Annotated in this window: 22 protein-coding genes; 21 read left to right on the forward strand and 1 reads right to left on the reverse strand. The window is 51.1% G+C overall.

Features of this window, described 5'->3' with window-relative positions:
• Positions 1 to 13 precede the first annotated feature (13 nt).
• The 13 genes from J2Z18_RS14110 to J2Z18_RS14170 all read left to right on the forward strand — a co-directional run bounded on the left by J2Z18_RS14110 (position 14) and on the right by J2Z18_RS14170 (position 16216).
• The gene (locus J2Z18_RS14110) at positions 14 to 358 is read left to right on the forward strand and encodes a PRD domain-containing protein (protein WP_210094846.1); all 345 of its coding nucleotides are present in this window, start codon (positions 14 to 16) and stop codon (positions 356 to 358) included.
• Positions 359 to 384: 26 nt separating this feature from the next.
• Positions 385 to 741, forward strand: coding sequence for a DUF2620 domain-containing protein (locus J2Z18_RS14115; protein WP_007128109.1), 357 nt, complete (start codon positions 385 to 387; stop codon positions 739 to 741).
• A gap of 31 nt (positions 742 to 772) precedes the next feature.
• Positions 773 to 2068 carry a YhfT family protein gene (locus J2Z18_RS14120; RefSeq protein WP_210094847.1) on the forward strand — a complete coding sequence of 432 codons (1296 nt, stop codon included), beginning with the start codon at positions 773 to 775 and terminating at the stop codon, positions 2066 to 2068.
• Positions 2069 to 2080: 12 nt separating this feature from the next.
• The gene (locus J2Z18_RS14125) at positions 2081 to 3013 is read left to right on the forward strand and encodes a phosphotriesterase family protein (RefSeq protein ID WP_007128107.1); all 933 of its coding nucleotides are present in this window, start codon (positions 2081 to 2083) and stop codon (positions 3011 to 3013) included.
• Positions 3010 to 4116, forward strand: a complete 1107-nt coding sequence (locus J2Z18_RS14130) for an aminotransferase class V-fold PLP-dependent enzyme (RefSeq protein WP_007128106.1) — start codon at positions 3010 to 3012, stop codon at positions 4114 to 4116. The genes J2Z18_RS14125 and J2Z18_RS14130 overlap by 4 nt, the downstream gene beginning before the upstream one ends.
• 4 nt (positions 4117 to 4120) lie before the next feature.
• Positions 4121 to 5284: an alanine racemase gene (locus J2Z18_RS14135; protein ID WP_007128105.1), complete on the forward strand. Its 1164-nt coding sequence runs from the start codon at positions 4121 to 4123 to the stop codon at positions 5282 to 5284.
• Between the two features lies 1 nt (position 5285).
• A complete protein-coding gene (locus J2Z18_RS14140) occupies positions 5286 to 6479 on the forward strand; it encodes a phosphopentomutase (protein ID WP_007128104.1) in 1194 nt (397 codons plus the stop codon).
• Positions 6480 to 7452: 973 nt separating this feature from the next.
• On the forward strand, positions 7453 to 8889 hold the full coding sequence (locus J2Z18_RS14145; RefSeq protein ID WP_007128103.1) for an SWIM zinc finger family protein: 1437 nt from the start codon (positions 7453 to 7455) through the stop codon (positions 8887 to 8889).
• A gap of 59 nt (positions 8890 to 8948) precedes the next feature.
• The gene (locus J2Z18_RS14150) at positions 8949 to 10784 is read left to right on the forward strand and encodes a HEAT repeat domain-containing protein (RefSeq protein ID WP_007128102.1); all 1836 of its coding nucleotides are present in this window, start codon (positions 8949 to 8951) and stop codon (positions 10782 to 10784) included.
• A 127-nt stretch (positions 10785 to 10911) separates the two neighbouring features.
• On the forward strand, positions 10912 to 12015 hold the full coding sequence (locus tag J2Z18_RS14155; RefSeq protein ID WP_007128101.1) for an AAA family ATPase: 1104 nt from the start codon (positions 10912 to 10914) through the stop codon (positions 12013 to 12015).
• Positions 12012 to 14429: a DUF5682 family protein gene (locus tag J2Z18_RS14160; RefSeq protein ID WP_007128100.1), complete on the forward strand. Its 2418-nt coding sequence runs from the start codon at positions 12012 to 12014 to the stop codon at positions 14427 to 14429. The genes J2Z18_RS14155 and J2Z18_RS14160 overlap by 4 nt, the downstream gene beginning before the upstream one ends.
• Before the next feature lies 1 nt (position 14430).
• A complete protein-coding gene (locus J2Z18_RS14165; RefSeq protein WP_040738101.1) occupies positions 14431 to 15660 on the forward strand; it encodes a VWA domain-containing protein in 1230 nt (409 codons plus the stop codon).
• A 151-nt stretch (positions 15661 to 15811) separates the two neighbouring features.
• The gene (locus J2Z18_RS14170) at positions 15812 to 16216 is read left to right on the forward strand and encodes a helix-turn-helix domain-containing protein (protein ID WP_007128098.1); all 405 of its coding nucleotides are present in this window, start codon (positions 15812 to 15814) and stop codon (positions 16214 to 16216) included.
• Here J2Z18_RS14170 and J2Z18_RS31050 read toward each other — a convergent pair.
• A complete protein-coding gene (locus J2Z18_RS31050) occupies positions 16184 to 16405 on the reverse strand; it encodes a hypothetical protein (RefSeq protein ID WP_167324079.1) in 222 nt (73 codons plus the stop codon). The genes J2Z18_RS14170 and J2Z18_RS31050 overlap by 33 nt on opposite strands.
• A gap of 425 nt (positions 16406 to 16830) precedes the next feature.
• Here J2Z18_RS31050 and J2Z18_RS14180 point away from each other — a divergent pair, with 425 nt between their 5' ends.
• The 8 genes from J2Z18_RS14180 to J2Z18_RS14215 all read left to right on the forward strand — a co-directional run bounded on the left by J2Z18_RS14180 (position 16831) and on the right by J2Z18_RS14215 (position 26878).
• The gene (locus J2Z18_RS14180) at positions 16831 to 17874 is read left to right on the forward strand and encodes a Cfr family 23S rRNA (adenine(2503)-C(8))-methyltransferase (RefSeq protein WP_007128095.1); all 1044 of its coding nucleotides are present in this window, start codon (positions 16831 to 16833) and stop codon (positions 17872 to 17874) included.
• Between the two features lie 163 nt (positions 17875 to 18037).
• On the forward strand, positions 18038 to 18301 hold the full coding sequence (locus J2Z18_RS14185) for a CD3324 family protein (protein ID WP_007128094.1): 264 nt from the start codon (positions 18038 to 18040) through the stop codon (positions 18299 to 18301).
• Between the two features lie 703 nt (positions 18302 to 19004).
• A complete protein-coding gene (gene codB, locus J2Z18_RS14190; protein ID WP_007128093.1) occupies positions 19005 to 20282 on the forward strand; it encodes a cytosine permease in 1278 nt (425 codons plus the stop codon).
• Entirely contained in the window at positions 20251 to 21519 is a 1269-nt protein-coding gene (locus tag J2Z18_RS14195) for a cytosine deaminase (RefSeq protein ID WP_007128092.1), read from the forward strand. The genes codB and J2Z18_RS14195 overlap by 32 nt, the downstream gene beginning before the upstream one ends.
• A 236-nt stretch (positions 21520 to 21755) precedes the next feature.
• A complete protein-coding gene (locus tag J2Z18_RS14200) occupies positions 21756 to 22901 on the forward strand; it encodes a VanZ family protein (RefSeq protein WP_007128091.1) in 1146 nt (381 codons plus the stop codon).
• A gap of 224 nt (positions 22902 to 23125) precedes the next feature.
• Complete coding sequence (locus J2Z18_RS14205; RefSeq protein WP_210094848.1) at positions 23126 to 23965, forward strand: metal-binding protein ZinT; 840 nt, start codon at positions 23126 to 23128, stop codon at positions 23963 to 23965.
• Between the two features lie 227 nt (positions 23966 to 24192).
• Positions 24193 to 24960, forward strand: a complete 768-nt coding sequence (locus J2Z18_RS14210) for an ABC transporter ATP-binding protein (protein ID WP_007128089.1) — start codon at positions 24193 to 24195, stop codon at positions 24958 to 24960.
• Positions 24947 to 26878, forward strand: a complete 1932-nt coding sequence (locus J2Z18_RS14215) for an ABC transporter permease (protein ID WP_210094849.1) — start codon at positions 24947 to 24949, stop codon at positions 26876 to 26878. The genes J2Z18_RS14210 and J2Z18_RS14215 overlap by 14 nt, the downstream gene beginning before the upstream one ends.
• Positions 26879 to 26887: the final 9 nt, after the last annotated feature.

Below are 26887 nucleotides of genomic sequence, written 5' to 3' on the forward strand. Positions count from 1 at the left end.
AGTGTGGAGAAGCGTGAGTGCTTTGAGAGAACGACTGGATATTTTATTTTCTACCAACACGATTACACCTGGCGCCATGAAGCTGTGCGAGGCAACGATTGAAAGATTCGTACAGCCGGACAATGAGAAGAAATACAAAAAGCTGGTGACTCATCTGGGGATGGCCGTTACCCGGATCGAGCGCAGCGAGGAGCTAAACGCTCCGCCTGAGGAGATCATGCAGGAAATCAGACGCTCTCCTCATTTTGCCCAAGCTGCAGAAAACGTAAAGTGGATCGAGTCCCAAATGGACGGCAAGCTTCCGGATGAGGAAAGACAGTACCTGATCATGCATTTCGTTAACGCTTCAGAAATCTAAAAACAAACGAAAAGAGGAGAATTGTCATGAAAATCGTGATTGGCGGGCAAGTGGAAAAGAAAGAAATTGAAGCTTTGGTCAAACAGCATGGCGGAGCCGATGTGGAAGTAACCGTTAAATCGGATCTGGAAGCTGCAATGGCTCTGAAGATGGGACAAGCCGATTACTACGTGGGCGCTTGCTATACCGGAGGGGGCGGAGCATTGGCCATGGCCATCGCGATGGTAGGCAAGTCGAATTGTGCTACGATTTCCATGCCGGGACAGCCGCCGACACAAGAGAAAGTCGATCAGGCCGTCGCGCAAGGCGCTAAGGCATTCGGCTTTACCGGAGACCACAAAGAGAAGGCAGTAGAATTTCTTATGAAAGCACTTACCAAGTAAGCGTTACGTCAAATGATTAGGGGGACATCTTATGCTGGAAGCTTTGTTGTTAATCGGGCTAGGGATCGTGACTGCAACTATGGCCAACTTGGGGATCGCCGTATTTAATGACGGTCTTAGACCGATCGTCCCTGAGAATCTGGAAGGGCGGATGAGCCGGAAGGAGCTGGGCGTCACCGCTTTTGCCATGAGCTTCGGGCTTGTGATCGGTTACGGGATCCCCATTTCGATATCAGGAAGCATTTTGCTTATCCATAGCATTCTACTCGGAACGGATATCATCGGGTTGTCTTTTAAACGAGGCAAATTGAGCACAGCTGCTGCCGGAGCGCTAGGCGGCGTATATGGCGCGGGTATCTACTTCGGGCTTCAGGCAGTTGTGAAAGCGTTTGAAATGCTTCCGCTTAATTTTATTGACGGATTCAACAAAATTGGCGAGCCCGTCGTTGTATCCTTTATGGTATTTCCCGCCCTGGCCATCGCGCTTCAATTTTCGATCAAAAAAGGCGTCATTGCTTTTCTGGTGGCGGCATTGGCCAGACAGCTCGTTGTTTTCAGCAACACAAAAGGACTTATTCAAATTGACGGCACGCCGGTTGTTTTGAGTCCGGAAGGCATCGCGTTGATCGTGGGCATGGCGTTTCTTATCACGTTTGCGATGAAGGAAAAATCCGAGGATCAGAGCCTTTCAACACTTGCCTCCATGTTTACGGATCGCGTGACGCGCATTAAAAAGTTTTCGTGGATCGTCATGATCAGCGGCGGTTTAGCCGCGGCAGCCACCAATCTTCTGTTAATTGCCGGCGATCCGATCTCGCTGAGCCTGCTGGCTGACGGAAAAATCTCGGAAGGCGGCATTGCCTCCCTGGCCAAAGCCATTGGATTTGTCCCGCTGATCGCCAGTACGGCGATCGCTACCGGCGTATTCGGCCCAGTCGGGTTTACGTTCGTATTCGGAGTGGGGATATTTTCTCCGAATCCGCTCGTTGCAGCGCTGCTCGGCGCCCTTGTCATCTTCCTGGAAATTCAGTTATTGTCCAAAATGGCCAAATTTCTGGATCGGTACCCGGGCATCCGCGCCTCGGGTGAAAGCATCCGGACTTCGATGACCCGCGTTCTTGAGGTCGCGCTTCTGATCGGGGGAGCGAATGCAGCCAATGCCATCGTGCCGGGGCTCGGTTACTTTGGGATTGCCGGCTTCTATCTGTTGAATGAGGCGGCGGGACGTCCGATCGTTCGGATGGCCGTAGGTCCTGTGGGAGCTATCGCTGTCGGTATCCTAGGGAACATACTGGTTCTGCTTGGATTGTATACACCACCACAGTAAGGAGAGAGAGAAATGTACATCCAGACCGTACTTGGGCCCATACAACCGGAGAAGCTTGGCGTATGCGCCTGTCACGAGCATCTATACGTGGATCTGAGCCGTATTAAGAAGAATGAAGATACCTGCCTGCAAGATACGGGGCTTGTCTTGGATGATCTGAAGAGCTTTTATGCCTATGGCGGCCGGGCCATCATCGAGGTTACCAATGACGGAATGGGACGAAATCCGCGAAAGCTTGCCGAGATCAGTAAAGCCTCCAATATTCATATTGTTGCGAGCACGGGCTGTTATAAAGACCCTTTCATTCCTGATGATAAGCTGCGCTGGAACCGGGATCAATTCGCCGAGTGGATGATTCGAGAGATTCGATCCGGCATCGCGGATACGGGAATTAAGCCAGGGGTGATCGGCGAGATCGGCAGCAGCCTAAACGAATTCAAACCGATCGAGACGGAGCTGTTCCACGGAGCGGTCGCTGCGGCAAAGGAAACAGGGCTTCCGTTATCTACGCATACAACGCTGGGGACCTGTGCTTTGGAGCAGATCGAGCTGTTTTCTGCGGAAGAAATGCCGCTGGATCAAGTAATTATTGGCCATCAGGATCTGAACGAGCAGGATGAAGTGGTGCTCGAGGTGCTGAAGGCAGGCGTTTACGTTGCAATGGATACGATCGGCAAGGAAAACTACCGGAGTGACAACGCCCGCTTGGAATCCTTATTGAAGTTTATCGAGCACGGATATGAGGACCAGCTCCTATTGTCCACGGATCTGACGCGTAAATCGCATCTGCGCGCGTTCGGCGGACAGGGCTATGACGTGGTGTTAAGGTCTTTCGTGCCTGCCTTGCGCGGGCGGGGAATCACGGATGAAGTGATCAACAAATTGCTGGTGGGCAATCCGCAGCGGGCTTTCAGTATTCGAAAGGCGGGTGACATGTCAGCATGAAATATGAACAATCGGTATTGAAAAACCGCACGATGGAGCAAGCTCAGCAGCTGCAGTTTACATTGATCGATGAAATTACGAGAGAGTTTGCGAACAACGAATTTTTCCAAGTCGGCGATGTGGGGCTGCATCCGGAGTTCCACAGGCCGCTTGTTACGTCCCGCGTCGAGAGGGTGCTTGCCCGTACGTTTGGAGGCGAGCATTGCGCGCTGGTGCGGGGCAGCGGTACCGGAGCGATCCGGGGAATTTTAAGCGTGCTGGTCGAACCAGGAGATTCGGTTATCGTACACACCGCACCGATGTATACCACGACCAAGGAAACCTTTCGTTTAATGGGACTGCGGCAGTCCCAAGCCGACTTTAATGACATGGATGCCGTGGCGAAGCTGCTCGAGAACGATCGGACTTCCAAGGTGTTTTATGTACAGCATGCGCGGCAGCAGCCTACGGATACGTATCTTCTCCAAGACCTGATCGCGCTAGTTAAACGGAAGCGTCCCGATTTGCCGATCGTGGTCGATGATAACTACTGCGCGATGAAAATGCTTGGAATCGGTTCGGAATATGGGGCTGACTATTCTACATTCTCCGGATTTAAGCTGATGGGTCCCCAAGGGATCGGCGTGATCATCGGCAAGCGGGAAGGGATCGAGAAGCTGCACGAGCGCAACTACTCCGGCGGAGGCCAAGTACAAGGTTACGAAGCGCATGAGCTGCTGCGCAGCATGGTGTTTGCCCCCGTCATGCTGGCAATTCAAAACGAGCAGGTGGAGAAACTGTGCCGACGTTTGGCTTCAGGAGAAGTGTCAGGCATCAAGGAAGCGTATATCACGAATTCGCAGTCCAAGAATGTCATTGTTGAACTGGAGCAGCCGATTGCGTCGGCGGTTATCGAACGCGCATCCTATTATGGAGCGGCCACTTATCCGGTAGGGGCGGAATCGCGCTTTGAGCTGGTGCCGATGATATACCGGGTATCGGGAAGCTTTCTGGAGAGTGAGCCCAAGCTCAAAGAATACGGTCTTCGCATCAACCCGATGAAAGCATCGGCAGATACGGTTATCCGCATCTTAGAAAATGTTCTGCAGGAATTTAGGGGGTAACTGCATGTTTGTAGATATGACTTTACAACGGAATGAGGGGTTGATCCGTGCGGCGGCGATCCTTCACCAGAGGGGGGAGATACCGGCCAATACGTATGTGATCGATGCGGATGGACTCATGCATAACGCCCGCGCTCTGTCTGAAATGGCGGAACAGTATGACATGAAGCTCTATTACATGACCAAACAAATTGGCCGCAGCGGTTATGCCGGTAAGCTGATCGAGCAATGCGGAATCAGGCAAGCGGTGGCGGTGGACATCGATGAGGCTTATGCCCTGGCCGAAGCCGGGTGCTGCATTGGCAATATCGGGCATATCGTACAGCCGAGCAAAAGCCAATGGGCGGATGTGCTGCGTGAGATCAAGCCCGAAGTGGTAACCTTGTTTTCTCTGGAACGGGCGGTCCAATTGTCGGAAGCCGCTGTGGCACTTGGACATGTACAAGATGTTATTCTGAGAGTCATCCGTCCCGGCGATGCAATATTCCCCGGTCAGTTCGGCGGATTTTTGCTCCATGAGCTTGAGCGGCTCCTGCCGGAGCTGAGGAAGCTGCGGGGAATCCGAATCGTGGGGGCGACCAGCTTTCCCGTGCTTCAGATCAACGCCGAGAACACGGATTTTGACATTACGCCGAATCTGGAGACGCTGCTGACCGCTGTGGAGACCCTTCGGATGCACGGCATAGAGATTCAGCAAGTGAATGCTCCAAGTGCGACCAGCTGTCACACCATCCCGCTGTTGAAACGCCATGGCGTCACGCATGGCGAGCCCGGCCATGCACTGACAGGCACGACCCCGCTGCATGCATACAACGATCGGCTTGTCGAAATACCGAGCATTGTATATGTATCGGAGATTTCTCATATGGACGATGAGTACGCCTATACGATTGCCGGCGGATTTTATCCGCGGTCGCATATGCATCAGGCTCTTTACGGTTCGACCTCGCGCGACGTGACTTCCCAGAAGGCGAAGGTCAGTCAGTACTCTGCGGAAAATATCGATTACTACGGATGCTTGGAGCGAGAGCAGCCGATGATGGTCGGCGATACCGTGATCTATGCGTTCCGTACGCAAATTTTCGTAACCAGAGCTCATGTCGCTTTTGTAAGAGGAGTGAACAGCCTTAAGCCGGAATTGGTTCATTTCCAGAAAAGAGGGATGTAACATGGGAAAAATATCCTTACTCGTACTCGATGGATTCGGTATTGGCGCAATGAAGGATTGCCGGACGCTTAAGCCGGAGGATGTGGATGCCCATACGTACAACCATATTCGGGAAACGGTGCCGCTTGCGATTCCGGTTCTGTACCGTTTAGGGCTTGGCAAGCTGGTTGACGATACCGGCGAGCCGCTCGGGGCCTATGGACGGAGCAATCTGGCTCATTATGGGGCCGATACCTTCATGGGGCATCAGGAGCTGATGGGCAGCAAGCCCGGAATGCCGGCCAAACGTCTAATGTCAGAGATCGGACCAAGAATCAGGTCTGCTCTTGAGGCAGCCGGGTATCGAGTGGAGCTCCCCGTTGCGGGTGCAACGGTTCTGCTCGTGGAAGGCGCGGTCGTTGTGGGCGATAACCTGGAATCCCAGCTCGGCAACATTATCAATGTTGTTGGAGATTTGAATAAGCTGCCGTTTGATGAGGTCGTGAAGATCGGAAAAGTCGTTCGTGCCCATGTGGACACAAGCCGGGTGATCGTATTTGGTAATATAAAGACAGATATCGACACGATTTTATCGGCCGTGAGGGAAAAACACCCGGGCCAATGGGGGGTGGACGCGCCCAAGGCCAATGTTTACGGCGAAGGTTACCAAGTGGTGCATCTCGGCTATGGGGTAGAGTTTGAAAAACAATTCGCTTATATGGCCGAGAGAAGCGGGCTGCCTGTTTATCGCATCGGAAAAACGGCGGACGTCATTTCGGCCAACGGTTTCAACGATCCGGTTGTGGAGACGAAAGACGTCCTGGCAACCTATCGCCGGAAGTATGTGGAGGCCGAGGAAAATGCCATCTTCCTCGTTAATGTTCAGGAGACCGATCTTGCCGGTCACAAAGAGGATTGCCAATGGTATAAGGAAGTGCTGGAAGCATCGGACCGGTTCCTGGATACCTTCATACCTGAGATGGGAGAGGATGATATGCTCATCATTACGGCCGATCACGGCAATGATCCGACGATCGGTCACTCCAACCATACGCGGGAGCAGACGCCGATTCTGATCGTCGGCCAGCAAATTAAGCCGGTATTCATCGGTGAACGGAGTACGATGGCGGATATTGCAGCCACGATGGCGGAATATGTCGGGATCGGAGCTCCCGAATACGGGACCAGCTTTTTGCCATTGATCCTTAAACGGTAAGCTTGGTCCTGCGAGCGTCGACGCTGAGCATCGTGCAGCAGTAATCATAACACGGCGCGCCGGTAGAGGCACCCGGTAAGGAAGGCCATCGTCGCCGATCCACCCTTCTGCGAAGCGATCTGAAAGCTCGAAATTAGCAGTGGGAATTTTTCAATAACAACACCAAGCTCAGTTATTACACAAAATGCTTCCTCTCGGAAGCATTTTTGTGTTTTGTGGGCACCACCTAGTCAGGTTAAAAGCTATGATGCTCCCTTAAATATGTGCGTGAGAAGCTGCCTTTTAGATGGGAAGGGAAGAGGTTAATTCCGGGTTCGGCAGAGAGTATCTGGGAGTGCTCGGCATCCTCAATGATCGGTTACCTGCAGTAGATCAATATTTGATATAATGGATGAATATGGATTAATACTGGCAATGAAGCAGAAGGGATGTGATTGCAGCAGGTTGGCTGCGTGATGCGGCTATCCCGCAAATTAATGAATGATTGATTTATTTGAGCGTTTGGATTTTGGGTTACTGAAATAAGAAACCAAGCCATCGAATGCGGAACAAACAGATGTGCATAGATAGAGCCAGCGCGAACTCATGTTTTTTTGTAGATTTGACCGTTAGTATGGTTGGGAACTCGGCGCTAGTTCTGCATGAATGAGATCAAGATTTTTCTTAAGCTAATCAATCCATTCCGCTATTTGCGGACGATTATATTCTCGCAACTGCTTCAATAGAGGAATATCTACGGAAGTACATAAGATGCACGGGCGCACTACATATATTCGCGAAAACAGCTTCTTTTCATAGTGCTGGTTTATATAACGCAATCGTGTTCAGGAGCAGAATTTGCATTATTTCGTTGTCTATGAAATTGGAGAATCGGATAGCTTTTTTAATTGCTAACGAGAATTTCTTGCGTTCATACAATTATGCAAAGCTCAATATTCTTTGAAGAGGAATCAGAGGGAAGGAGACGTTTCATTTGCTTCAATTGACAACATCTTATATCGATTCACTCGCTCCGAATGCGGCCGCAGCCAAAAACGGACGGGGACTTGTACAAAAGAGCAAGTTTATAAAGCTCAACGTATCCGAGGATGAAGACCTGCTATTCGGGGAGTGCTTGGGCAGCGGGAAATCCAATTACGTATGCTCCGTTGATTTTATCACGCCGGACAATCCAGTCGCGCGATGCAGCTGCCCGAGCCGGCAATTTCCGTGCAAGCATGCCCTTGGCTTAATGTACGCTTATGCAGACGGTATAAGCTTTGAGAAGGGAGCAGTACCGGAGGACATTGCGTCCAAGCGGGAAAAAGCGGAGAAGCGGGAGGAAAACAAGGCTAAACGAGAAAGCGGGGAACTGACCGACAAGCCGAAGAAAGTCAACAAAAGTGCGCTAAAGAAGAAGATCGCCAAGCAGCTTGAGGCGTTGGGCGAATTGGAGAAGCTTGTGCTCTCGCTGGTGCGCGGAGGTCTAGGAACTACGGACGCCCGGACGGTCAAGAGCCTGAATGAGCACGCCAAACGGCTTGGCAGCAGCTACTTGACCGGAGCGGAGAATGAGCTGCGCCGGCTCGCCCTGCTGCTGGAAGAGAACGACCGCGAAATCAGTTATACATATGCGGCGGAGCAGTTAACGCTGCTGCACGCTTTTATCAAGAAGGGCAGGGCATACCTGCTGGCCAAACAAGAGGACCCGGACCTGAAGCCGGATACGGAGTCAACCATCGAGGAATGGCTGGGACACGCCTGGCAGTTGGCCGAATTGAAGGAAGCCGGAAGGGTGAGCGAAAACGTCGAGCTGCTTCAGCTCGCTTTCTACAGCTACAAGGATGAAGCGCGGCGAGAATTCGTGGACACCGGTTTCTGGCTGGAGCTCGGCAGCGATCGCATTCACCGTACGGTGCAGTATCGGCCGTTCAAAGCGGTAAAGTTCATGAAGGAGGAAGACAGCTTCTTCGACGTTGCGAAAATCGCCGAGCTTTATCGTTATCCCGGCGGCATGAACGCAAGGGTGCGTTTTGAGGGGATTCTGCCTCGCACGATGGAAAACGCCGACCTGGAAGCTGCATGCGCCGCGGCCTGGACATCGATTCCCGAAGCGGTCAAGGCCGTTAAAAACCAACTCAAGGATCCGCTGGCCGACCGATCGCCGGTCGTACTGATGAAGGTATCTCAGATAGCGTCTACGGAAGACGGCGGATTCACGCTGGTGGACTCCGCGGGTAATACGCTCCAGCTCGGCGACGTGTACCGGCTGCCTCAGGCCTCGACGCAGCTTCTGTCGCTGGTCGATTCGTCGCTGCTGGTCGATTGCTGTGTGCTTGCGATGTTTGAGCACCGGATGGACACAGGCCGGCTTATCGCCCAGCCGCTGACGATACTGCAAGGGGACCGGGTTGCCCGGCTGCTGTACTAATCGTCTGCGATCAGAATCTCGAAACAATAGGAAATCGGGGAAAGCGGGAGGAGAAACCAATGAGCACGACTTTATTGCAGGAACTTCAAGGCGAGCTGCGCCGCCTATATATAGCAGGCAGTGACCTGGCGGCTGAGGATTTCCGCCTTAAACGGCTGGAGCCGAAGCTGGCCCAGCTAGGAGAACGGGCTCCTGTATTCAAAAAGCTGGCCGAAGGCGTGGCAGCACTGACGGGCCCTTCAGACCCGGAAGCGAGAGCGGTCCGCCTTCAAGACGTATCGCTGTTGCTGAATTCAGTGCTATCGACGCAGGGAGCCACGGCAGCAGAAGCACAGGTTGTAACAGAACGGGAGAAGGATAACGAGCTGCCTGAGCTGACGACAATGCATTCGTACCGTCAGTTAGCGGAGGTACAAAACGCATTGTCTGAATCAGGGGGAGGCCGCTATGAAATTGTGACGTCGGCGTACGAGCAGGGGCTGTTTCGAGATTTACGGCTGTTCCCTTTTGCCATGAAGGCACTCAGCGACTCGTATTCGGAAATCGCGGACTTCGCCGCACGCAACATTCTGCCGAGCTACGGCCGCTCCATCGTGCCATACTTGCTGTCTGAGATGGATATTCAGGGCGGGCGTGAGGAAGAACGGCGCTTGCAGGTTGTAAGGGAGCTTGGCGTTGATCCGGAAGACGCCCGGTCACTGGAACGACTTGTCCATGCGGCCGAAGAAGGGGCTGATAAAGTTCGTTCTGCGGCCATCGCCTGCCTGGGCCCGCATCCGGCTTATGAAGCTCGGCTGCTGGAGTGGTCACAAGACAAGAAAAAGGCAGTCCGGGAAGGCGCATACAGGGCGCTGGCGGTCCGTAACTCGGAAGCAGCTAGGGAGCGGCTGTACGATGCGTTCAAAGGGAAGGATGCTTTGCTTGCAGCCGAAGCGATCGGCTATGCACCCTCCGCCGAAATGATCGATATGCTGTTGCCGCTGTTCGAGGAGCTGCTTCGGAAGGGAGACGCAGGTGAGGTGGATAAGAAGGCGAAAGAAAAGCAGTGGAGCGCGCTGGAGCCGTTCCTGACCGCGTTCGAATATGCGCGCCATCCCGAGCTTGAGCGTCTGTACCTGGATCTGGCGGGAAACCAGTCGGCTTACCCTGCGCTGGGAAGGCTCCATGGTGGGGACTGCATTCGCATCCTGAGGCACGCTGCAGCCTACCTTGAAAGTACGGATACAGATGAGGCGCTTGACGTGCTTAAGCGTCTGGAGGAACAGGACCCGATTTATTTGCCCTACGCCTTCCATGCGTCAAAGCGGAGGCTAACGCCAGCTGAACTGTATGATCAGTACGTTGGTTCCGGTTGGGGACGACTTAAGACCGTGGTATCGAAAAAATCCCAGCGGGCCCAAAAAGCGCTGCTGGATACGCTTAGAGATGAATTATATGCTTACCAAGGGTATGTCCGCATCCGGCTGCCGCAGGATCAGATCGAGGCAGAATGGGATCCGCGCTGGCTCGATTGGCTCATCGAGCGCGACGATCTGCAGCTGGTATCCGCGCTGGCCGCTCCCGGTAATTCGAGGCTGCTGCCGTATATTGAGCGTACAATGGAGAAAGCAAACCATCATGACGCTCATTATATTTTCACTTCGCTTGATGCATGCGACGCGGACGAGGACACGAAATATGAGCTCCTTATGAAATGGATGGAGCGTAAAGACTGGAAACGCACGTACAGCATGTATGAGGAGGAGAGCGAGCGGCTGCTTCGCGTCCCCGATCATCTCGCTTCGGAGAGTGCGGACCGTTTAGAGGCTCTGATTAAGGACGTCCGGTACGACAGCTTGAAGGAAAAGCTTGAAGAGATTATTCATGCGCTCCGCCGCAGGGCTGCTTCGGTATAACCGGCGTATGTGAGACATGACCGATCTGCTACGGACTGGCCCGTAAGATCGTTGCCGAATTGAAAACGGCAGCATTGGAGTGCAAGTCCTTTAACCAATAGATTCATTAGCGAGAGGAGAACGTGATATGACGTTAGCGAATAAGCAAGCGCAGGATGCCATGCGCCTTCCGGCGGAACAGCTGTACCGAGATGAAATCGAAGCGCTTATTAAAGAAGATAAGGGAGCGGTTCCTCCGGGGTGGCAGATGTCGCCCCGCGCCGTGTTGAAGTATATTACCGGTGGCAAAGCCGGCAAATTGGACATCACACCCAAGTACATTGGCAATCGGCGGCTGGTTGAAATGGCAATCGCGACGCTCGTCACCGACCGGGCTCTGCTGCTGATCGGCGAGCCGGGCACGGCCAAATCCTGGCTGTCCGAGAACCTGTCGGCCGCGGTGTGCGGCAATTCAGGGCTTGTTGTGCAAGGAACAGCCGGGACGACCGAAGAACAGGTCCGTTATTCGTGGAACTATGCGATGCTGCTTGCGAACGGCCCAACGCCTGAGGCGCTGGTGCGCAGCCCGATCATGCGCGCGATGGAAAATGGCAGCATCGCCCGTTTTGAAGAAATTTCGCGCTGCGCCTCGGAGGTTCAAGACGCGCTGATCTCCATTTTGTCCGAGAAGACCGTCTCGGTTCCCGAGCTCGGCAGCGAGACAAGTGCCCGCAAAGGCTTCTCGATCATCGCCACGGCGAATACGCGCGACCGCGGCGTCAACGAAATGTCCGCCGCCCTCAAGCGCCGATTTAACATCATTGTGCTCCCGTCGCCTTCCGATCTTGAGACCGAACTTTCAATCGTCAAAAAGCGCGTCGGCGAGATCGCCGCTTCGTATCAGCTGCAGGCGGCTCCTCCGGCAGACGAAGCACTGCTGAAGGTCGTCACCATCTTTCGCGAGCTGCGCAGCGGCATGACGCTTGACCGCAAGGAGAAACTGAAATCTCCGGGGGGCGTGATCTCTACCGCCGAAGCCATTTCGCTGCTCACCAACAGCATGGCGCTGGCTGCAAGCTTCGGTAGCGGTGAACTGACGGACGAAGATTTGGCTGCCGGTCTGCAGGGCGCGATCGTCAAAGACGACGACAAGGACAAATTGGTCTGGAAGGAGTACCTTGACAACGTCATGAAGAAACGGGGATCGGAGTGGCGCGGACTGTATCAGGCGTGCAGGGAGTTGAACGAGTGAAGACCGCTGCGGAAGACGTCCGGGTCTCCGTCTTCGGCGTCCGGCACCTCTCCCCCGGAGGTGCCCGCCATCTCCTGGAGTACCTCGATCGCGTCCGCCCAACGGCGGTGTTGATCGAAGGACCATCGGACGCGACGGATCGGATTGGCGACCTGATTCATCCGTTGACCGTGCCGCCTGTGGCGGTGCTGGCCTTTACGGATGAAATGCCTGTCCGGACGGCGCTGTGGCCGTTCGCCGTCTATTCACCGGAGCTGCAGGCGATGCGGTGGGCTGCCAAGAACGGAGCACACTGCGAGTTGATCGATCTGCCGTCGGACGCGACAATTGCTCTGGAGGATCTGCGGCGGCGCAATGAGGAAGAACGCGCCCGCCGGAAGAGCCTCGTGCCGGAAGGGATGGGCAGCGAGTCGTCATTGGCCCAGGGAGCGCTACCGCAGGAAATGGTGCCTACTACAGGCACGTCGACAGCCGGACCAGAGAACTCGTTATCGGAACGCTCCGTTTACGAACGAATCGCCGAATTGGCCGGCGAGCACGATTACGAATCATATTGGGAACGGCATTATGAGCACAACGCCAATTCGGATGCGTACCGGGAATCCATCCTGACCTTTTCCGCAGAGATACGAAGTCTCGGTGAAGAGCGAGAGCGGGCCGAGCAGCCGGAAGAGTTCGCATACAACCAAGTGCGGGAAGCTTATATGCGGCGGCAGATTATGAAAACGATCGAATCGGGGCATGATCCAGCGAAGATCGTGGTCGTCTGTGGCGCGTACCATGCGGCTGCATTGGAATATCCTTCGTCGGGTACGATGAGCGACGAAGAGCTGGCAGCGATACCTTCGCGCCGGACCAAGCTGACGCTGATGCCGTATTCGTATTATCGGCTGTCCAGCCTGTCAGGCTACGGGGCTGGCAACACCGCTCCGCATTACTACCAGATGATGTGGGAGGCGATGGAGAACGGGCGGCCTGAGGAGCTGCCGATACTATACCACTCGAGTGTTGCCCGTCTTCTGCGGGTATCCGGCACGCACCGCTCCACCGCCGAGGTCATCGAAGCGGTGCGGTTGGCCGAAGGGCTGGCTTCGCTGCACGGCGGAAGCGCCCCGACGCTGATGGAGCTGCGTGACGCGGCGCAAACGCTGCTCGGACGCGGCGAGCTGTCGGTGGTGGCCGAGGCGCTGGCCCGCGTTGACGTTGGAACGGAGATTGGCTCCCTAGCCGAAGGCGTCAGCCAGACGCCGCTGCAGGATGACTTGAACCGCGAGCTGAAGCGGCTCAAGCTGACGCAATACAAGACCGCCGTCGCGACCGACTTGTCGCTCGACCTGCGCGAGAATCGCCGGGTTTCGTCGGAGGAGGCTGCTTTCCTCGACCTGCACCGATCTTTTCTGTTTCGCCGTCTGGAACTGCTGGAAATTCCGTTCGTCCAATCCCGTCCGGCTGCCGGGGACCGTGCTGTCTGGGCCGAGGATTGGATTATTCAATGGACCCCGGAGGCTGAGATCCGGGTAATCGAGTCCACTCTGCTAGGCGAAACGATCGAAATCGCCTGTGCCCATCGTCTGAGGGAAAAGCTGGAAGGCTGCACCTCCATCGCGGAGGCATCCGAGCTGATCGGCGTCTCCGTACGGTGCGGCATGACCGCCCAAATGGAGGACGGCCGCCGTGTGCTGCAGTCGCTGGCTGCAGACAGCCGCGACGTGGCGCAGATCGCGGCCGCTGCGGCTGAACTGTCGCGAATCATCGCCTACGGCGATATTCGCCGTGCGGACACTGCGCCTCTCGTGCCGCTGCTGGAACAGCTGTTCTATCGAGCCTGTCTGTACCTGTCCGATTCGGCTAATTGCAGCGACGAGGCGGCGTACGACATGGTCGCCGCCATGGGTGACTTGAACCGGATCGCGCAGGAGCATGATGAAATTGTCGACGTGCCGCTCTGGTTGGCTGGACTAAACGCGCTGTCCGAGCGGGACGACCGTAATCCGAAGCTCTCCGGCTTCGCCTGCGCCTTGCTGCTGGAACGAGGGGAGATGGATGCGGATCAGTGCGCTGCGGAAGTGTCGCGGCGGCTGTCGCCGGGCATTCCGTCCGACCTCGGGGCAGGCTGGTTCGAAGGGCTGTCCATGCGTAACCGTTACGCCTTGCTGTCTCGAATGAGCCTGTGGGAGCAGCTGAACGATTACATTCTTTCGCTGGACGATGAGCAATTCAAGCGGGCGCTCGTATTCCTGCGCCGGGCGTTCAGCTCCTTCTCGCCGCACGAAAAAACGATGATCGCCGAGACGCTGGGGGAACTATGGGGCGTACATGCAGAGCAGGCGGCTGAAATATTGACGGGGGATCTGAAGGAGGAAGAAGACAAGATGCTGGATGAATTGAATGAATTCGATTTTGGGGACTTTTAACATGACCGATCAAACGAAAGAAAGACTGGAACCCTCCGTATCCCGCTGGCGCTTGATCCTTGGTGAGGCCGCTCAGGGTAAGCTGGAAGAGCTGACGGGAAGCGAGGCCTTGCAGTTGACGGAAGAAGAAGCAATCATGGATGCCGCGCTGGCAGCGATTTACGACGACACGGACGCCAGCTACTCCAGCGGCGGTTCGGGACGGGGCTCGGGTAGCAGCTCTGGCCGCGGAGCGGGTGGAGGAAGAGGCTCGGTTAACCTGTCCCGCTGGCTCGGTGACGTACGCAGCCTGTTTGCCGAGGATGTCGTCTCCATCATCCAGAACGACGCGATCGAGCGCAGGGGATGGAAGCAGCTGTTGTTCGAGCCGGAGCTACTGGCATCGGTAAAGCCGGACATTCAGATGGTTGGAACGTTGATGGCGCTCAAGGGCAAAATTCCTGAGCGGACAAAGGAGACCGCGCGCCTCCTCGTCAAGGCCGTCGTTGATGACCTGATGGCCCGCTTACAGGAAGACATGAGGCGGGCCGTGACCGGAGCGTTGAACAAACGGCAGCATACGCCGCTGCCTTCGCTCAGTGGACTGGATTGGAAGCGGACGATTCGGCGCAACCTGAAGCATTACGACCGGGAGCGGAACATCCTGATTCCCGAAAAATTTTATTATTTCGACCGGGCCCGGCGCAATAAGGAATGGACCGTCATTCTCGATATTGACCAGAGCGGCTCCATGGCGGAGTCGGTCATCTGGGCGTCGGTAACGGGCGCAATCTTCGCCAGCATGCCGGCGCTGGATACCCGCGTCGTTGTGTTCGATACGGAAGTAGTCGACCTGACGGAGCAGTGCGCTGATGATCCCGTCGATATGTTGTTCGGCGTCCAGCTTGGCGGGGGAACGGACATCAACAAGTCGGTCGCGTACTGCGAGTCGTTTATCGAGGAGCCGAAAAAAACGCTGTTTATTTTGGTAACCGACCTTTACGAAGGCGGCAATCAAGCAGCCTTGGTGCGCCGCATGCGGGAGATGCGTGAATCGGGTGTGCGGACACTATGCCTGCTATCGCTCTCGGATAGCGGACGGCCGTTCTATGACGAACGGCTGGCGAGACAGCTATCCCGGGACGGCACGCCATGCTTCGCTTGCACGCCAGGCATGCTGCCAGAGCTGGTGGCAGGTGCGCTGCAGGGCCGCGATATGAGCGAGCTAGCGAAAACGTTGATTAAAGCCTGATTAACATGCACTTCAAAGAAAGTCGCTCACTTGAGCGGCTTTCTTCATTATGCCGATCTGTGAAAAGAAACCAGGACCTTATTATTTCTGTTTACTTACATCATATTATCCCTTAATATATGGATAACTATGGATAAGGAGCTGAGTAATAATGAATGCTAAAGAAGCAGCGTCTTTACTTGGGGTTCATTACAAAACCATTCTTAACATGATTAATGACGGGCGTTTATCCGCTTCGAAAAATGACTCCGGAGATTGGGTAATCAGTGAGAGCGATTTGGCTGCCCGTGAGCAGCAGATTGGCGATAAAGAGTTTGCAACGATTTATACTCATATGGCAGTGCAACTCATTGAAAAAGCTCATCATCGTGCGATAAAAGCAGCAAAAGAAGAGCTTATTGAGGTTGCGCGTGCAACAATAAAGGCAAGAGATAACAGCAATGAGCTGAATCAACAAGTAAAACGTCTTCAACATGCATTAGATGCATATAAAGCTGCAGAAGCATTCACACACACGGTTCAGTCAATTAGAAAACAAGCGAATATCGATGATTAGGAGGCAGGGATGGTGAGTTCTGAACAAGATCATATAGGCTCGGAAGTCAGCTATATAAAATGTCTGCTTGTTAATAGAGGAATACATTTCATTAAATACAAAATTCCATAAAAAGCGCTCTGAACCTGCCGTCGGATAGACGTAGAACTGCTTTTGGAACTTAACGATATTGCTGGACGGAGGCAGCATCTCACGGAGTTGGAGTAAACAGCCATGAATGGCTTACCATCCCTTTACTCGATTTCTGGGAAGTAATGTTGCGGAACCAAAGGAGGCAAAAATAACGTAAATGAAGCTTCTTGACCGTAAGATATATATTGTGTTAAGTTTTTCATGTGATTGCAAAAATGAATGGAATGGGAGGGATAAAGTAATGACTGTTTCTGAAATTGTAGATGTATATGTGAACCTGTCATTTAAGGCGATGTTTGATCAGGTTCACAAAATAACAAATCAGATACCGGAACTTTATCCTTCTATGCATATATACAATTCGTGACTTATTTTATAGGAAGTCTCTTATTTTTGTATAGGTATAGTTAGGTTAATGTACGCAAAAAAGCACCGGTAAGCTGGTGCTTTTTTGCGTTTTCTCCGTTTAAAGGGAGATTGAAATGAAGCATCTATCTAAGTATGAAAAAATACGTAAGATCTTATCGGCTCTAAAGCAACCGAATTATAGATATTCGCAAATAACTGAGGCAATCTTCAAAAACAAGATTCGAACTTTTGAAGCAATGAACAACTTGCCTAAACCATTAAGAAATGAATTAATCAAAGAGCTTGGAAACAATGTGTTAAGCATCACACCAAAAATGGAGCAGAAATCCAATCAAGTTAGCAAAATACTGTTTGCCATCTCTGGAAATGAATACATTGAGTCCGTAAGGTTAAGTTATAAGACGGGATGGGAATCCTATTGCATCTCTTCGCAGTGCGGTTGCGGATTTGGTTGTACCTTTTGTGCTACGGGAACACTCGGTTTGAAGAGGAATCTTACAACGGATGAAATAACGGATCAACTCCTTTACTTTACTCTGAATAAGTATCCCTTAGACAGTGTGTCCTTTATGGGAATGGGAGAGGCGCTTGCAAACCCATATGTATTTGATGCATTGCATGTACTGACGGTTCCTAAGCTTTTCGGTTTAGGACATCGAAGAATTACGGTTTCTACCATAGGTTTAATACCGGGAATAAAAAAGTTGACGAAGGAATTTCCGCAGATTAATTTAACCTTTTCCCTACATTCACCGTTTAATGATCAGCGAAGCGAGTTAATGCCAATTAACAATCATTTTCCATTGGAGGAAGTTCTGACCGTGTTGGATGAGCATATCCAACAAACGAAACGAAAGGTCTACATTGCTTATATCCTGCTAAGGGGTATTAACGATTCAACGAAACATGCTGAAGCAGTTGCTGATTTGTTGCGTAGCAGAGGGTCATGGGAACATTTATATCATGTCAATCTAATTCCTTACAATTCCACTGACGCTACATCGCAAAGTTTTGCAGAGTCGGATCAGAACAGTATCAACATGTTCCTTAAAGTCTTGAAGTCAAAGGGAATCCATGTCACCGTGCGGACCCAATTCGGATCAGACATTAACGCAGCATGCGGCCAACTGCATGGATCAAACGGTAAAATTGAATAAGTCGACCAACTGATCAGGGGGGGAATCCAATGTCCCTTAAAAATACAACGATAACACATGTGATTCTCCATGCAGAGCCGGTTTTGAGCATTTGCATGGAGTAGTCAACCAAATTGAAACTGGCTTTGCTGCTTGAAACTATAATTTCAAGGAGTGAGTCGAATTGAGATATATTAATGCCGCTGTCGTCTTGCCGGAGGAACTGGTTGAAAAATTGCAAGAATATATACAAGGCGAATACCTCTATATACCCGCTAGAAAAAATGAACATAAAGTCTGGGGAGAGTTGTCTGGCGCACGAAAAGAGATTAACAAAAGAAATGATGATATTTTGAAAGCATATTTAGCTGGCGCTTCAGTCGAGGAACTCTCAGAATCATTCTTTTTATCAACCTATGCTATCAGAAAAATAATATATCAGAAATAGATGCCTACTTTTCCCTTCAAGAGCGCTTTAGTCGAGCGGTGTTACTCTTGAAGGGATTTTTATAATGAAAAGAAGAAATCTGCACTTTTCAATACCCGCTAACATGTTAAGCAGCATTAGTTCTAAGTTTGCAAATATAAAATATTACAGCATCGTTTTGTATATAGATCATGAATTTTCGATCTGCTATCGTTTAGATGTAAGAGACTCACTGGCTGTTAGCCATTAAAATTTTGCACCAAGAGGGGGTCGAAGTGATGGATGTTATCGTAGATACTTCGATTGTAATCATGAATTCCGCTTACTTTTAAGCAGTCCATTCCTATAATTAAGTTCACACTTACGATGATAATCAGGAGGTAGCTACGTTTGTTATTCGTTTCTAGATTGCCAACTGAAAAAGAACATGACCTTTAAGAGAATCCTGACCATTGGATAATAATAACATTGACAATCGTAGGTTTTTCCAAAATAATAGAATGTAATTGAATACTGGTACCTTTAAATCAGTCCAGAGAGGCTGGCAAGGGCAGCGGATGTTTATAATCACGCGTGATTCAGTGCATACCCCATCAGGGGATGCTCTGCGTCTTCGCGCGGGTTATGATGCAAAGAAGAGGCTACTTGTCAGTTTGAGACTTGACGAGTAGCCTCTTTTTTCTGCTTTTTTGGTATCAGGACACTTTAACCTGGAGGTATTCTGATGAGCAAACAAGATCAAGAGTTTTCGTGGCAAGCGGTACCGAAAACGCAGAGAAACCATTTTTGGAAGACGCTATCCGTCATGTTAGGGTTCACGTTCTTTTCGGCAAGCATGCTGGCAGGGGGGACGTTAGGAGTCGGCTTGACGTTCATGGAGTTCATAGGCATCGTGCTTGCGGGTAATTTGGCACTGGGCATCTATACGGGAGCACTGGCACATATCGCTGCCAAAACGGGCCTTTCCACGCACTTGCTGGCAAAATATGCGTTCGGTGAAAAAGGGTCGTACCTGCCATCGTTCCTGCTCGGATTCACGCAGGTCGGATGGTTTGGCGTCGGCGTGGCCATGTTCGCGATTCCGGTTGCCAAAGCGATGGATTGGAACGTGTACCTGCTGATCTTCTTGTTTGGTTTCGCCATGACGGCATCCGCCATCTTCGGCATGAAGTCGCTCGTCATTTTGGGCTACATCGCAGTTCCGGCCATTACCATCCTTGGCGGCTACTCCATGTTTGAAGGGGCAGGATCCCTGGGGGGGCTGCAAGGGCTGCTCGATTACTCGCCGACCCAGACGCTCACCACGGCAGCGGCATTGACCATTTGTATCGGGTCTTTCATCAGCGGAGGAACGCTGACGCCCGATTTCGCCCGGTTTTCCCAGACGTCCCGGCAGGCGGTTACCGCAACGGTCATCGCGTTCTTCCTGGGGAACTCGCTCATGTTCTTGTTCGGTGCCGTCGGCGCAATGGCTTATAACCAGGCCGATATCTCGGAAGTCATGTTCCTGCAAGGTTTGATCATTCCCGCGATCGTCGTTCTGGGGCTGAATATCTGGACGACCAACGATAATGCCCTGTATGCTTCGGGGCTAGGCTTTGCGAACATCACGAAAATTTCGAAAAAGTTCTTCGTCATTGTCAATGGCATCGTGGGTACCGTCTTGGCCATGTGGATGTACAACAACTTCGTCGGTTTCCTAAATGTGCTGGGCGCGGCGATTCCGTCGATCGGTGCCATCATCATCGCGGACTACTTCTTTGTAAAGCGCAGAAATTATAAACCGTTTGCCGAGATGACTTTTAAGAAGGTAAACTGGATAGCGATGGCAGCTTGGGCTATCGGCGTTGCCTTCGCCCAATTGGCTCCCGGAATAACGCCATTGAACGCACTGATCGGAACGGCAGTGGTCTACATTGTATTGATGCTGATCGTTCCTGCCAAAGAATCCACAGAAAAGGGGAAAACAAATGATTATACAGAACGCAAAATTGCGGGGTAAAGAGGGCATATGGAATATCGTCGTGAAGAACGGGAAGTTTGAACGGATTACGCAGTCGCTGGAAACAACAGCGGACGAGGAAGTCATTGACGTGGGCGGCTCGCTTGTGCTGCCGCCGTTCATTGAACCTCACATTCATTTGGACACAACGCTCACTGCCGGTGAGCCGGAATGGAATTTGAGCGGAACGCTGTTCGAAGGCATCCAGCGCTGGTCAGAACGCAAGGCGTTCCTGACGCATGAAGACGTCAAAACGCGCTCCACAACAGCTCTGAAGTGGCAGATTGCTCAAGGCATCCAGCACGTAAGGACGCATGTGGACGTGACCGATCCTAGCTTAACCGCAGTTAAAGCGATGCTTGAAGTGAAAGAAGAAATGGCACCTTATATTGACATCCAACTTGTCGCTTTTCCGCAGGAAGGCATCCACTCCTACCCGAATGGCGCGGAACTGTTGGAAGAGTCGCTGAGAATGGGCGTTGACGTGGTTGGCGGCATTCCCCACTTTGAATTCACAAGGGAGTATGGCGTTGATTCGATGAAGGTTGCTTTTGATCTCGCGGAAAAATATGACCGGCTCATCGACATCCATTGCGACGAAATCGATGATGAGCAATCGCGTTTCGTGGAAGTTGTCGCCAAAGAAGCCTACGAACGCGGACTGGGCTCTCGTACGACGGCAAGCCACACAACGGCGATGGGGTCATATAATGATGCCTATACGTACAAATTGTTTAGATTGCTGAAGCTGGCTGACCTGAATTTTGTCTCCAATCCTTTGGTTAATATCCACCTGCAGGGACGCTTCGATACGTATCCGAAGAGAAGAGGGCTGACCCGCGTCAAAGAGCTGCAGGAAGCCGGACTAAATGTGTGCTTCGGTCACGATGACATCTTTGATCCATGGTATCCGCTAGGCACGGGCAATATGCTCCAAGTGCTCCATATGGGCATCCATGCTTCGCAGCTGCTTGGTTACGATCAAATCGTAAACTCGATCGATCTTATTACGAAAAATAGTGCAAGAACACTGCATATCGAGGATGTGTACGGTATTGAAGAAGGCAAGCCTGCCAACTTCATCGTTCTTGAAGCGGAGAACGAATACGAGGCTATCCGCAAGCAGGCAGCAGTGCTTTATTCGTTCAGAGGCGGCCGCAAAATCGCGGAAACGAAGCCGCGGGACACGTCGATCGTTCTTGAGAGCGGTTCGGAGAAGGTCACTTTCAATAAATAATTGAAGGATTCGCATTCTAACAAGAAGGCACCCCGATCTGGGGTGTCTCCTTCATTATGTTTGAATGCAGACGTAGAGCAGAGGTACAGTCCTTTTTTACAGTCTATTTTCGAATCCGAATTAAAATAATCCCTTGGGGTAGATTAATCAAGAAAAGCAAAGTTGCAAAGGGATTTTGAAAGAAATTCGTAAGAATAAGGTTATCTATTCATCTTTCCAATTCAAGAGGTGCCTGTATGTCTGTATATTTAATTCCCATAAAAACAGCATTTATTATTTTTTGCATATTGAGTTTTTTCCTTATTGTTCCTTGGATGGTTTATAGTTATAGAAAATATGGACATTTAAGTCTTTGGGCATCCATCGTGGCTTATTCCTTTGTTTTTTATATGTTATCGGCATTATTTTTAGTTCTCCTGCCTCTTCCGGATACTCGAAATACCTGCGCTATGCAATCACCCGATGCGGTTCATTATTCGCTCGTCCCATTTCATTTTATTTGGGAAATTATACATAGTCGTTCAGTCGTATGGTCACAGCCATCGACCTATGCGCGGGTACTTACGGACAGTGTATTTTTGCAGGCGGCATTCAATTTCTTATTATTATTGCCGCTTGGCGTTTATCTAAGGTATTTTTTTCAGCATAAACGAAATTGGAAGAAAGCGCTTGGTTTGGGGTTCGCGTTATCCCTTTTCTATGAAACAACCCAAATTACAGGGATCTACGGAATCTACAATTGTCCATATCGTATCTTCGATGTCGATGATCTTATACTAAACAGCACGGGTGCTTTGTTTGGATTCATCATTGCTCCTGTCATACTTGCGCTATTTCCGTCTCGAAATAACCTTATAGCGAAGGCAGAAAAAATGCAGGAAAGTCCGCTCGTACCTCCGCTGCCGCAATTACTGGCTGTGCTTGTCGATTATCTGTTGATCAAGATTAGTTGGAGCCTTACCGTTGGTTTCTTTATCACCAGCGAATTTGCAGAATTTCTGTTTACAACGATTTTGTTTATTATTCTTTTCTCTGTAGTTCCTTTTATTTGGAATGGAAAAACCATCGGAACCCATTTACTGCGATTCAAGCTAACTACAGTGGGTGAGGGAACACCTTCGTGGCCGTCCTTGTTAAAAAGATCCTTTGCGCTTTACTTGCCTTTAGCGGCAACATGGATTACGCGTCTATTTAATGGCATTAAGTTAGACATGAATTCAATTCTTTATCCTTATCATGTTTGGATCAGTGTGGCTGCATTAGCATTTGTGTTTATAATGTGGGCCATATTATTTATCCATGTCACCGTCGTCCTCTTCAAGAAAGGGAAACGAACCCTTTACTTTGACGATGTGGCGAATATAGTACCAAGGAAAAAATAAATCTTAAACGATGTTAAACCGCACCATGGCCATTCCCCGCATTGACTGTTATTCGTCAATCTCAAGATCGGGGCTCCGGCGTGGTGCGGTTTTTCTGGTCGATGACCTCGTGGTAGGCATATTCTTTGAAATGTAATTAAAAAACATTACGATTTTCATTGACAAAGAAATCCAGCCTCCGTATAATCTTTAATCGTAAACATTACAATTAAATGGAGGAGAATATGAAACTAAAACTTGGGATTGGAGTCATTTTAGCAGTATTGGGGTTGTGGCTTGCCGGGTGTCAAAGCGCTGGCTCTAACGACAGTGGCGCTTTGAATCAAACCGAGGCAGTCAGCGGTACGAATGGAAGCAGTAGCACTCAGGAGAGCAGCGGTACTGAAGAAAGCAGCAGTACTAATGAAAGCAACACGAATCATGTTCATGACGAGGAGGATGAACATAACCATGAACATAACCATGAACATAACCATGAACATAACCATGATCACAACCACGAACATCATGATCATGATGAGGAAGCAGAGGCGATCTACAAGGGATTCTTTGAGGACAGCCAAGTACAGAACCGTACGCTGTCAGATTGGGAAGGAGACTGGCAATCGGTTTATCCATATTTGCTGGATGGTACATTGGATGAGGTATTTGCGCATAAAGCGGAGGATTCCGGGAAAATGACGGCGGAGGAGTATAAGGAATATTATGACGTCGGCTACAAGACCGATACGGAACGCATTGTGATTGAAGGAGACACTGTCACGTTCTTCACGAAGGGCCAGCAACGTTCAGGGAAGTACCAATCCGATGGATACGAAATACTGACCTACGAGGCCGGTAACCGCGGGGTTCGTTACATATTTAAGTCGGTGGAAGAAGTCGAGGGACTGCCTCGTTACATTCAGTTTAGCGACCACCGGATCAACCCCAGCAAGTCGGATCATTTCCATTTATATTGGGGAGACGATCGCAAGGCTTTACTTGAAGAAGTTACGAATTGGCCTACTTATTACCCGTCCGACATGGATGGACACAGCATAGCCCATGAAATGATGGCACACTAACGCCAACTCTGCTTTGAATCGGCGTTGAGAGTTGAAATTAGCTTTCAACACATTAGGCTTCATTATATTTAAATAGTTTCGGATTCAAAACCCCCAGGCGCTCTTACAAGCGTATCCTAGGGGTTTTAGTTTATTTTTAAGGTTGCTGTAAGGTTGGGATTAACACGGTGTAAGATACGAGCTTTAAGATTGGATATACATTCACGAGACGCCTAAGGAGAGATCCCATGAAAACCATACTGCAAGCAAACAACGTAAACAAAACCTTCGGCACGAAAGGAAACCTATATACGGCGCTGAAAAATATCAACCTGAGCATTAGTGAAGGAGAATATGTCGGCATCATGGGCCCATCCGGAGCGGGAAAGTCGACCCTGCTGAATATCTTCTCGACCATCGATACGCCGAGTTCCGGCGAAATCACGATCGACGGGCAAAACATCGTTTCCATGAACGAGGAAAAGCTGTCCGATTTCCGCCGTCATAAACTCGGCTTTATTTTTCAGGACTATAATCTGCTCGATACGCTGACGGTCAAGGAGAATATCCTGCTGCCACTGGCTCTTTCCAAAGTCCCGGCAGCCGAAATCGAAAAGCGGGTGGAAGAAATCGCGGATATGTTCAGCATTCGCGAGATTCTCGATAAATATCCGTACCACATTTCAGGAGGACAAAAGCAGCGTGCGGCCGCATCGAGGGCAATCGTCACGAATCCGAGCCTGATCTTGGCGGACGAGCCTACCGGCGCGCTGGATTCGAAATCGGCAACCGGCTTGCTGGAAAGCTTGAGCAGGCTGAACCAGCACAACCAAGCGACCATCCTGATGGTGACGCACGACGCTTATGCGGCGAGCTTCTGCAACCGAGTGATTTTCATTAACGACGGCCAGCTGTTCAAAGAGCTTCATAAAGACGGCATGACCAGAAAAGCATTTTTCGGGCAGATTCTTGAGGTGTTGGCGATGCTCGGAGGTGGACATCATGACGCTGTTTAAGATTGCCGGGAAAAACATCCGTAAAAACTTCGCGAATTACTTTCTTTACTTCGCATCGATGATTTTCAGTATCGTCATTTATTTTACATTCGTATCCTTGAAATACGACAGCACCATTCAAACGGCATCTGACGGATCGCAGAAGATCAGCTCGGCTTTCAGCGGAGCGGCGGTCGTGCTGATCGTATTCGTGGCGGTCTTCATCTGGTATTCCAACTCGTTTTTCACGCGCAAGCGCAAAAAAGAGGTCGGATTGTACTCGCTGCTGGGCGTCCGTAAAAAACAGATCGGACGGATGCTGTTTTATGAAAACTTCCTGATGGGCATTCTGGCCCTGATTGTCGGAATCGCGCTTGGAGCGGTGCTTAGCCGGTTTTTTGTCATGATTTTAATGAAGGTGATGGGTTACGCCGTCATGGCGGATTTCTCCATTTCCCCGGCTGCAATCTTTAATACTTTCGTGGTGTTCATGATTATCTCGCTGATCACATCGGTCCAAGGCTATCGCTTAATTTATCGATTTAAGCTGATCGAGCTGTTCCGGGCGGATCAGGAGGGTGAGAAGGAGCCGAAGTCATCCGCGGTCATTGCGTTACTATCCGTAGCGCTCATCGGGTTCGGCTACTGGCTTGCGCTGCAAATTTTGCTTACGTCCAAGGCATGGGCGGCGATGGGCTTCATGCTCACTCCGCTCGTTATTTTGATATCCGTCATCCTGGGCACATACCTGCTGTTTAACACGTTGACGGTTACGCTGCTGAAGCTGGCCCGCAAACATAAAACAAGCTACTGGCGTGGACTGAACCTGATCGGGACTTCCCAGCTGCTGTACCGGATGAAGGGCAACGCGCGGACGCTCACGATCATTGCCGTGCTAAGCGCAACGACGCTGACGGCGGTCGGAACGGCGTACAGCACGTATTACAACACCCGGACGAACGCCGAGCTTGCGAATCCAAACAGCTATATGTTTATCGGGGTTGACAGTGCGGCCGCAGCAAAAGCCGATAAGGCGATCAAGCAGGCTGCGGGGCATAAAGTGCTTTACCATGAGTCCATTCCTCTCCTCGAGGTGGATGCCGACACCTCCAGCCTGAATAACGCTTTAGGGGAGGAGGATCAGTCGTTTACGGTCATATCAAGCCGAGATTTTAACCGGCTGGCCAAGCTCCAGGGGCGGGACGATGCCATAAGCCTTACAGGCAGCGAAGCCGCAGCGCTTGAACCAGTCTATTTGGAAGGCATTTCGCCGGAGTATGTCGGTTCGTCGATCAAGCTGAAGGGAGAAGGATTCCATAAAACCATCCAATTCAAAACATTAAAAAAATACAGCGTGTTAAATCTTGGAACGGTCTACTCCACCATTGTCGTCAGCGATGACATGTTTGCGGAGCTTAAGCCGAATGCCAAGGCCATGGCTGTCGAAGCCTATAGCATCACGCATCAGGACAAGGCGAAAGAGCTGACCGAGCTGCTCGATGGGATTTTACCGGAGAAAGCGGAGCTTTCAAGCTTTTACGGAGATTACTCGCGGGGAATGGAATCCTCCGGCCTCTTAATGTTTATGGGCGGATTCCTCGGACTCGTGTTCTTGGCAGCGACGGGCAGCATCATTTACTTCAAGCAGCTGACGGAAGCCGGAAGCGACAAAGCCCGTTATATGATTTTGCATAAAATCGGCGTCAAGAAACGGGAAATCCGCAAATCCGTCGCCAAGCAAGTGATGTTCATATTTGCTCTGCCGCTCGCTTTCGGAATTGCCCACTGCGCCGTCGCCCTATCGGCCTTATCGAAAATGATGATGACCAATCTGGTCGTTCCGGTCGTGACCTGCATGGGTGTCTATGTCGGCATCTACTTGATCTATTATTTCTTGACTGTGCATGCGTACTGCAAAATCGTTACCAATAGAAAATAGGAGTGAACA

The sequence above is a fragment of the Paenibacillus lactis genome, assembly GCF_017873605.1.
GTDB classification, from domain to species: Bacteria; Bacillota; Bacilli; order Paenibacillales; family Paenibacillaceae; genus Paenibacillus_AQ; species Paenibacillus_AQ lactis.

What these genes read in the sequence shown, in the direction of transcription:
- J2Z18_RS14210 (WP_007128089.1), top strand. Translation starts at nt 24,193, where the DNA reads ATGAAAACCATACTGCAAGCAAACAACGTAAACAAAACCTTCGGCACG.
- J2Z18_RS14205 (WP_210094848.1), top strand. Translation starts at nt 23,126, where the DNA reads ATGAAACTAAAACTTGGGATTGGAGTCATTTTAGCAGTATTGGGGTTG.
- J2Z18_RS14140 (WP_007128104.1), top strand. Translation starts at nt 5,286, where the DNA reads ATGGGAAAAATATCCTTACTCGTACTCGATGGATTCGGTATTGGCGCA.
- J2Z18_RS14195 (WP_007128092.1), top strand. Translation starts at nt 20,251, where the DNA reads ATGATTATACAGAACGCAAAATTGCGGGGTAAAGAGGGCATATGGAAT.
- J2Z18_RS31050 (WP_167324079.1), bottom strand. Translation starts at nt 16,405, where the DNA reads ATGCTGCCTCCGTCCAGCAATATCGTTAAGTTCCAAAAGCAGTTCTAC.
- codB (WP_007128093.1), top strand. Translation starts at nt 19,005, where the DNA reads ATGAGCAAACAAGATCAAGAGTTTTCGTGGCAAGCGGTACCGAAAACG.
- J2Z18_RS14150 (WP_007128102.1), top strand. Translation starts at nt 8,949, where the DNA reads ATGAGCACGACTTTATTGCAGGAACTTCAAGGCGAGCTGCGCCGCCTA.
- J2Z18_RS14130 (WP_007128106.1), top strand. Translation starts at nt 3,010, where the DNA reads ATGAAATATGAACAATCGGTATTGAAAAACCGCACGATGGAGCAAGCT.
- J2Z18_RS14200 (WP_007128091.1), top strand. Translation starts at nt 21,756, where the DNA reads ATGTCTGTATATTTAATTCCCATAAAAACAGCATTTATTATTTTTTGC.
- J2Z18_RS14170 (WP_007128098.1), top strand. Translation starts at nt 15,812, where the DNA reads ATGAATGCTAAAGAAGCAGCGTCTTTACTTGGGGTTCATTACAAAACC.
- J2Z18_RS14135 (WP_007128105.1), top strand. Translation starts at nt 4,121, where the DNA reads ATGTTTGTAGATATGACTTTACAACGGAATGAGGGGTTGATCCGTGCG.
- J2Z18_RS14155 (WP_007128101.1), top strand. Translation starts at nt 10,912, where the DNA reads ATGACGTTAGCGAATAAGCAAGCGCAGGATGCCATGCGCCTTCCGGCG.
- J2Z18_RS14125 (WP_007128107.1), top strand. Translation starts at nt 2,081, where the DNA reads ATGTACATCCAGACCGTACTTGGGCCCATACAACCGGAGAAGCTTGGC.
- J2Z18_RS14215 (WP_210094849.1), top strand. Translation starts at nt 24,947, where the DNA reads ATGACGCTGTTTAAGATTGCCGGGAAAAACATCCGTAAAAACTTCGCG.
- J2Z18_RS14180 (WP_007128095.1), top strand. Translation starts at nt 16,831, where the DNA reads ATGAAGCATCTATCTAAGTATGAAAAAATACGTAAGATCTTATCGGCT.
- J2Z18_RS14165 (WP_040738101.1), top strand. Translation starts at nt 14,431, where the DNA reads ATGACCGATCAAACGAAAGAAAGACTGGAACCCTCCGTATCCCGCTGG.
- J2Z18_RS14115 (WP_007128109.1), top strand. Translation starts at nt 385, where the DNA reads ATGAAAATCGTGATTGGCGGGCAAGTGGAAAAGAAAGAAATTGAAGCT.
- J2Z18_RS14120 (WP_210094847.1), top strand. Translation starts at nt 773, where the DNA reads ATGCTGGAAGCTTTGTTGTTAATCGGGCTAGGGATCGTGACTGCAACT.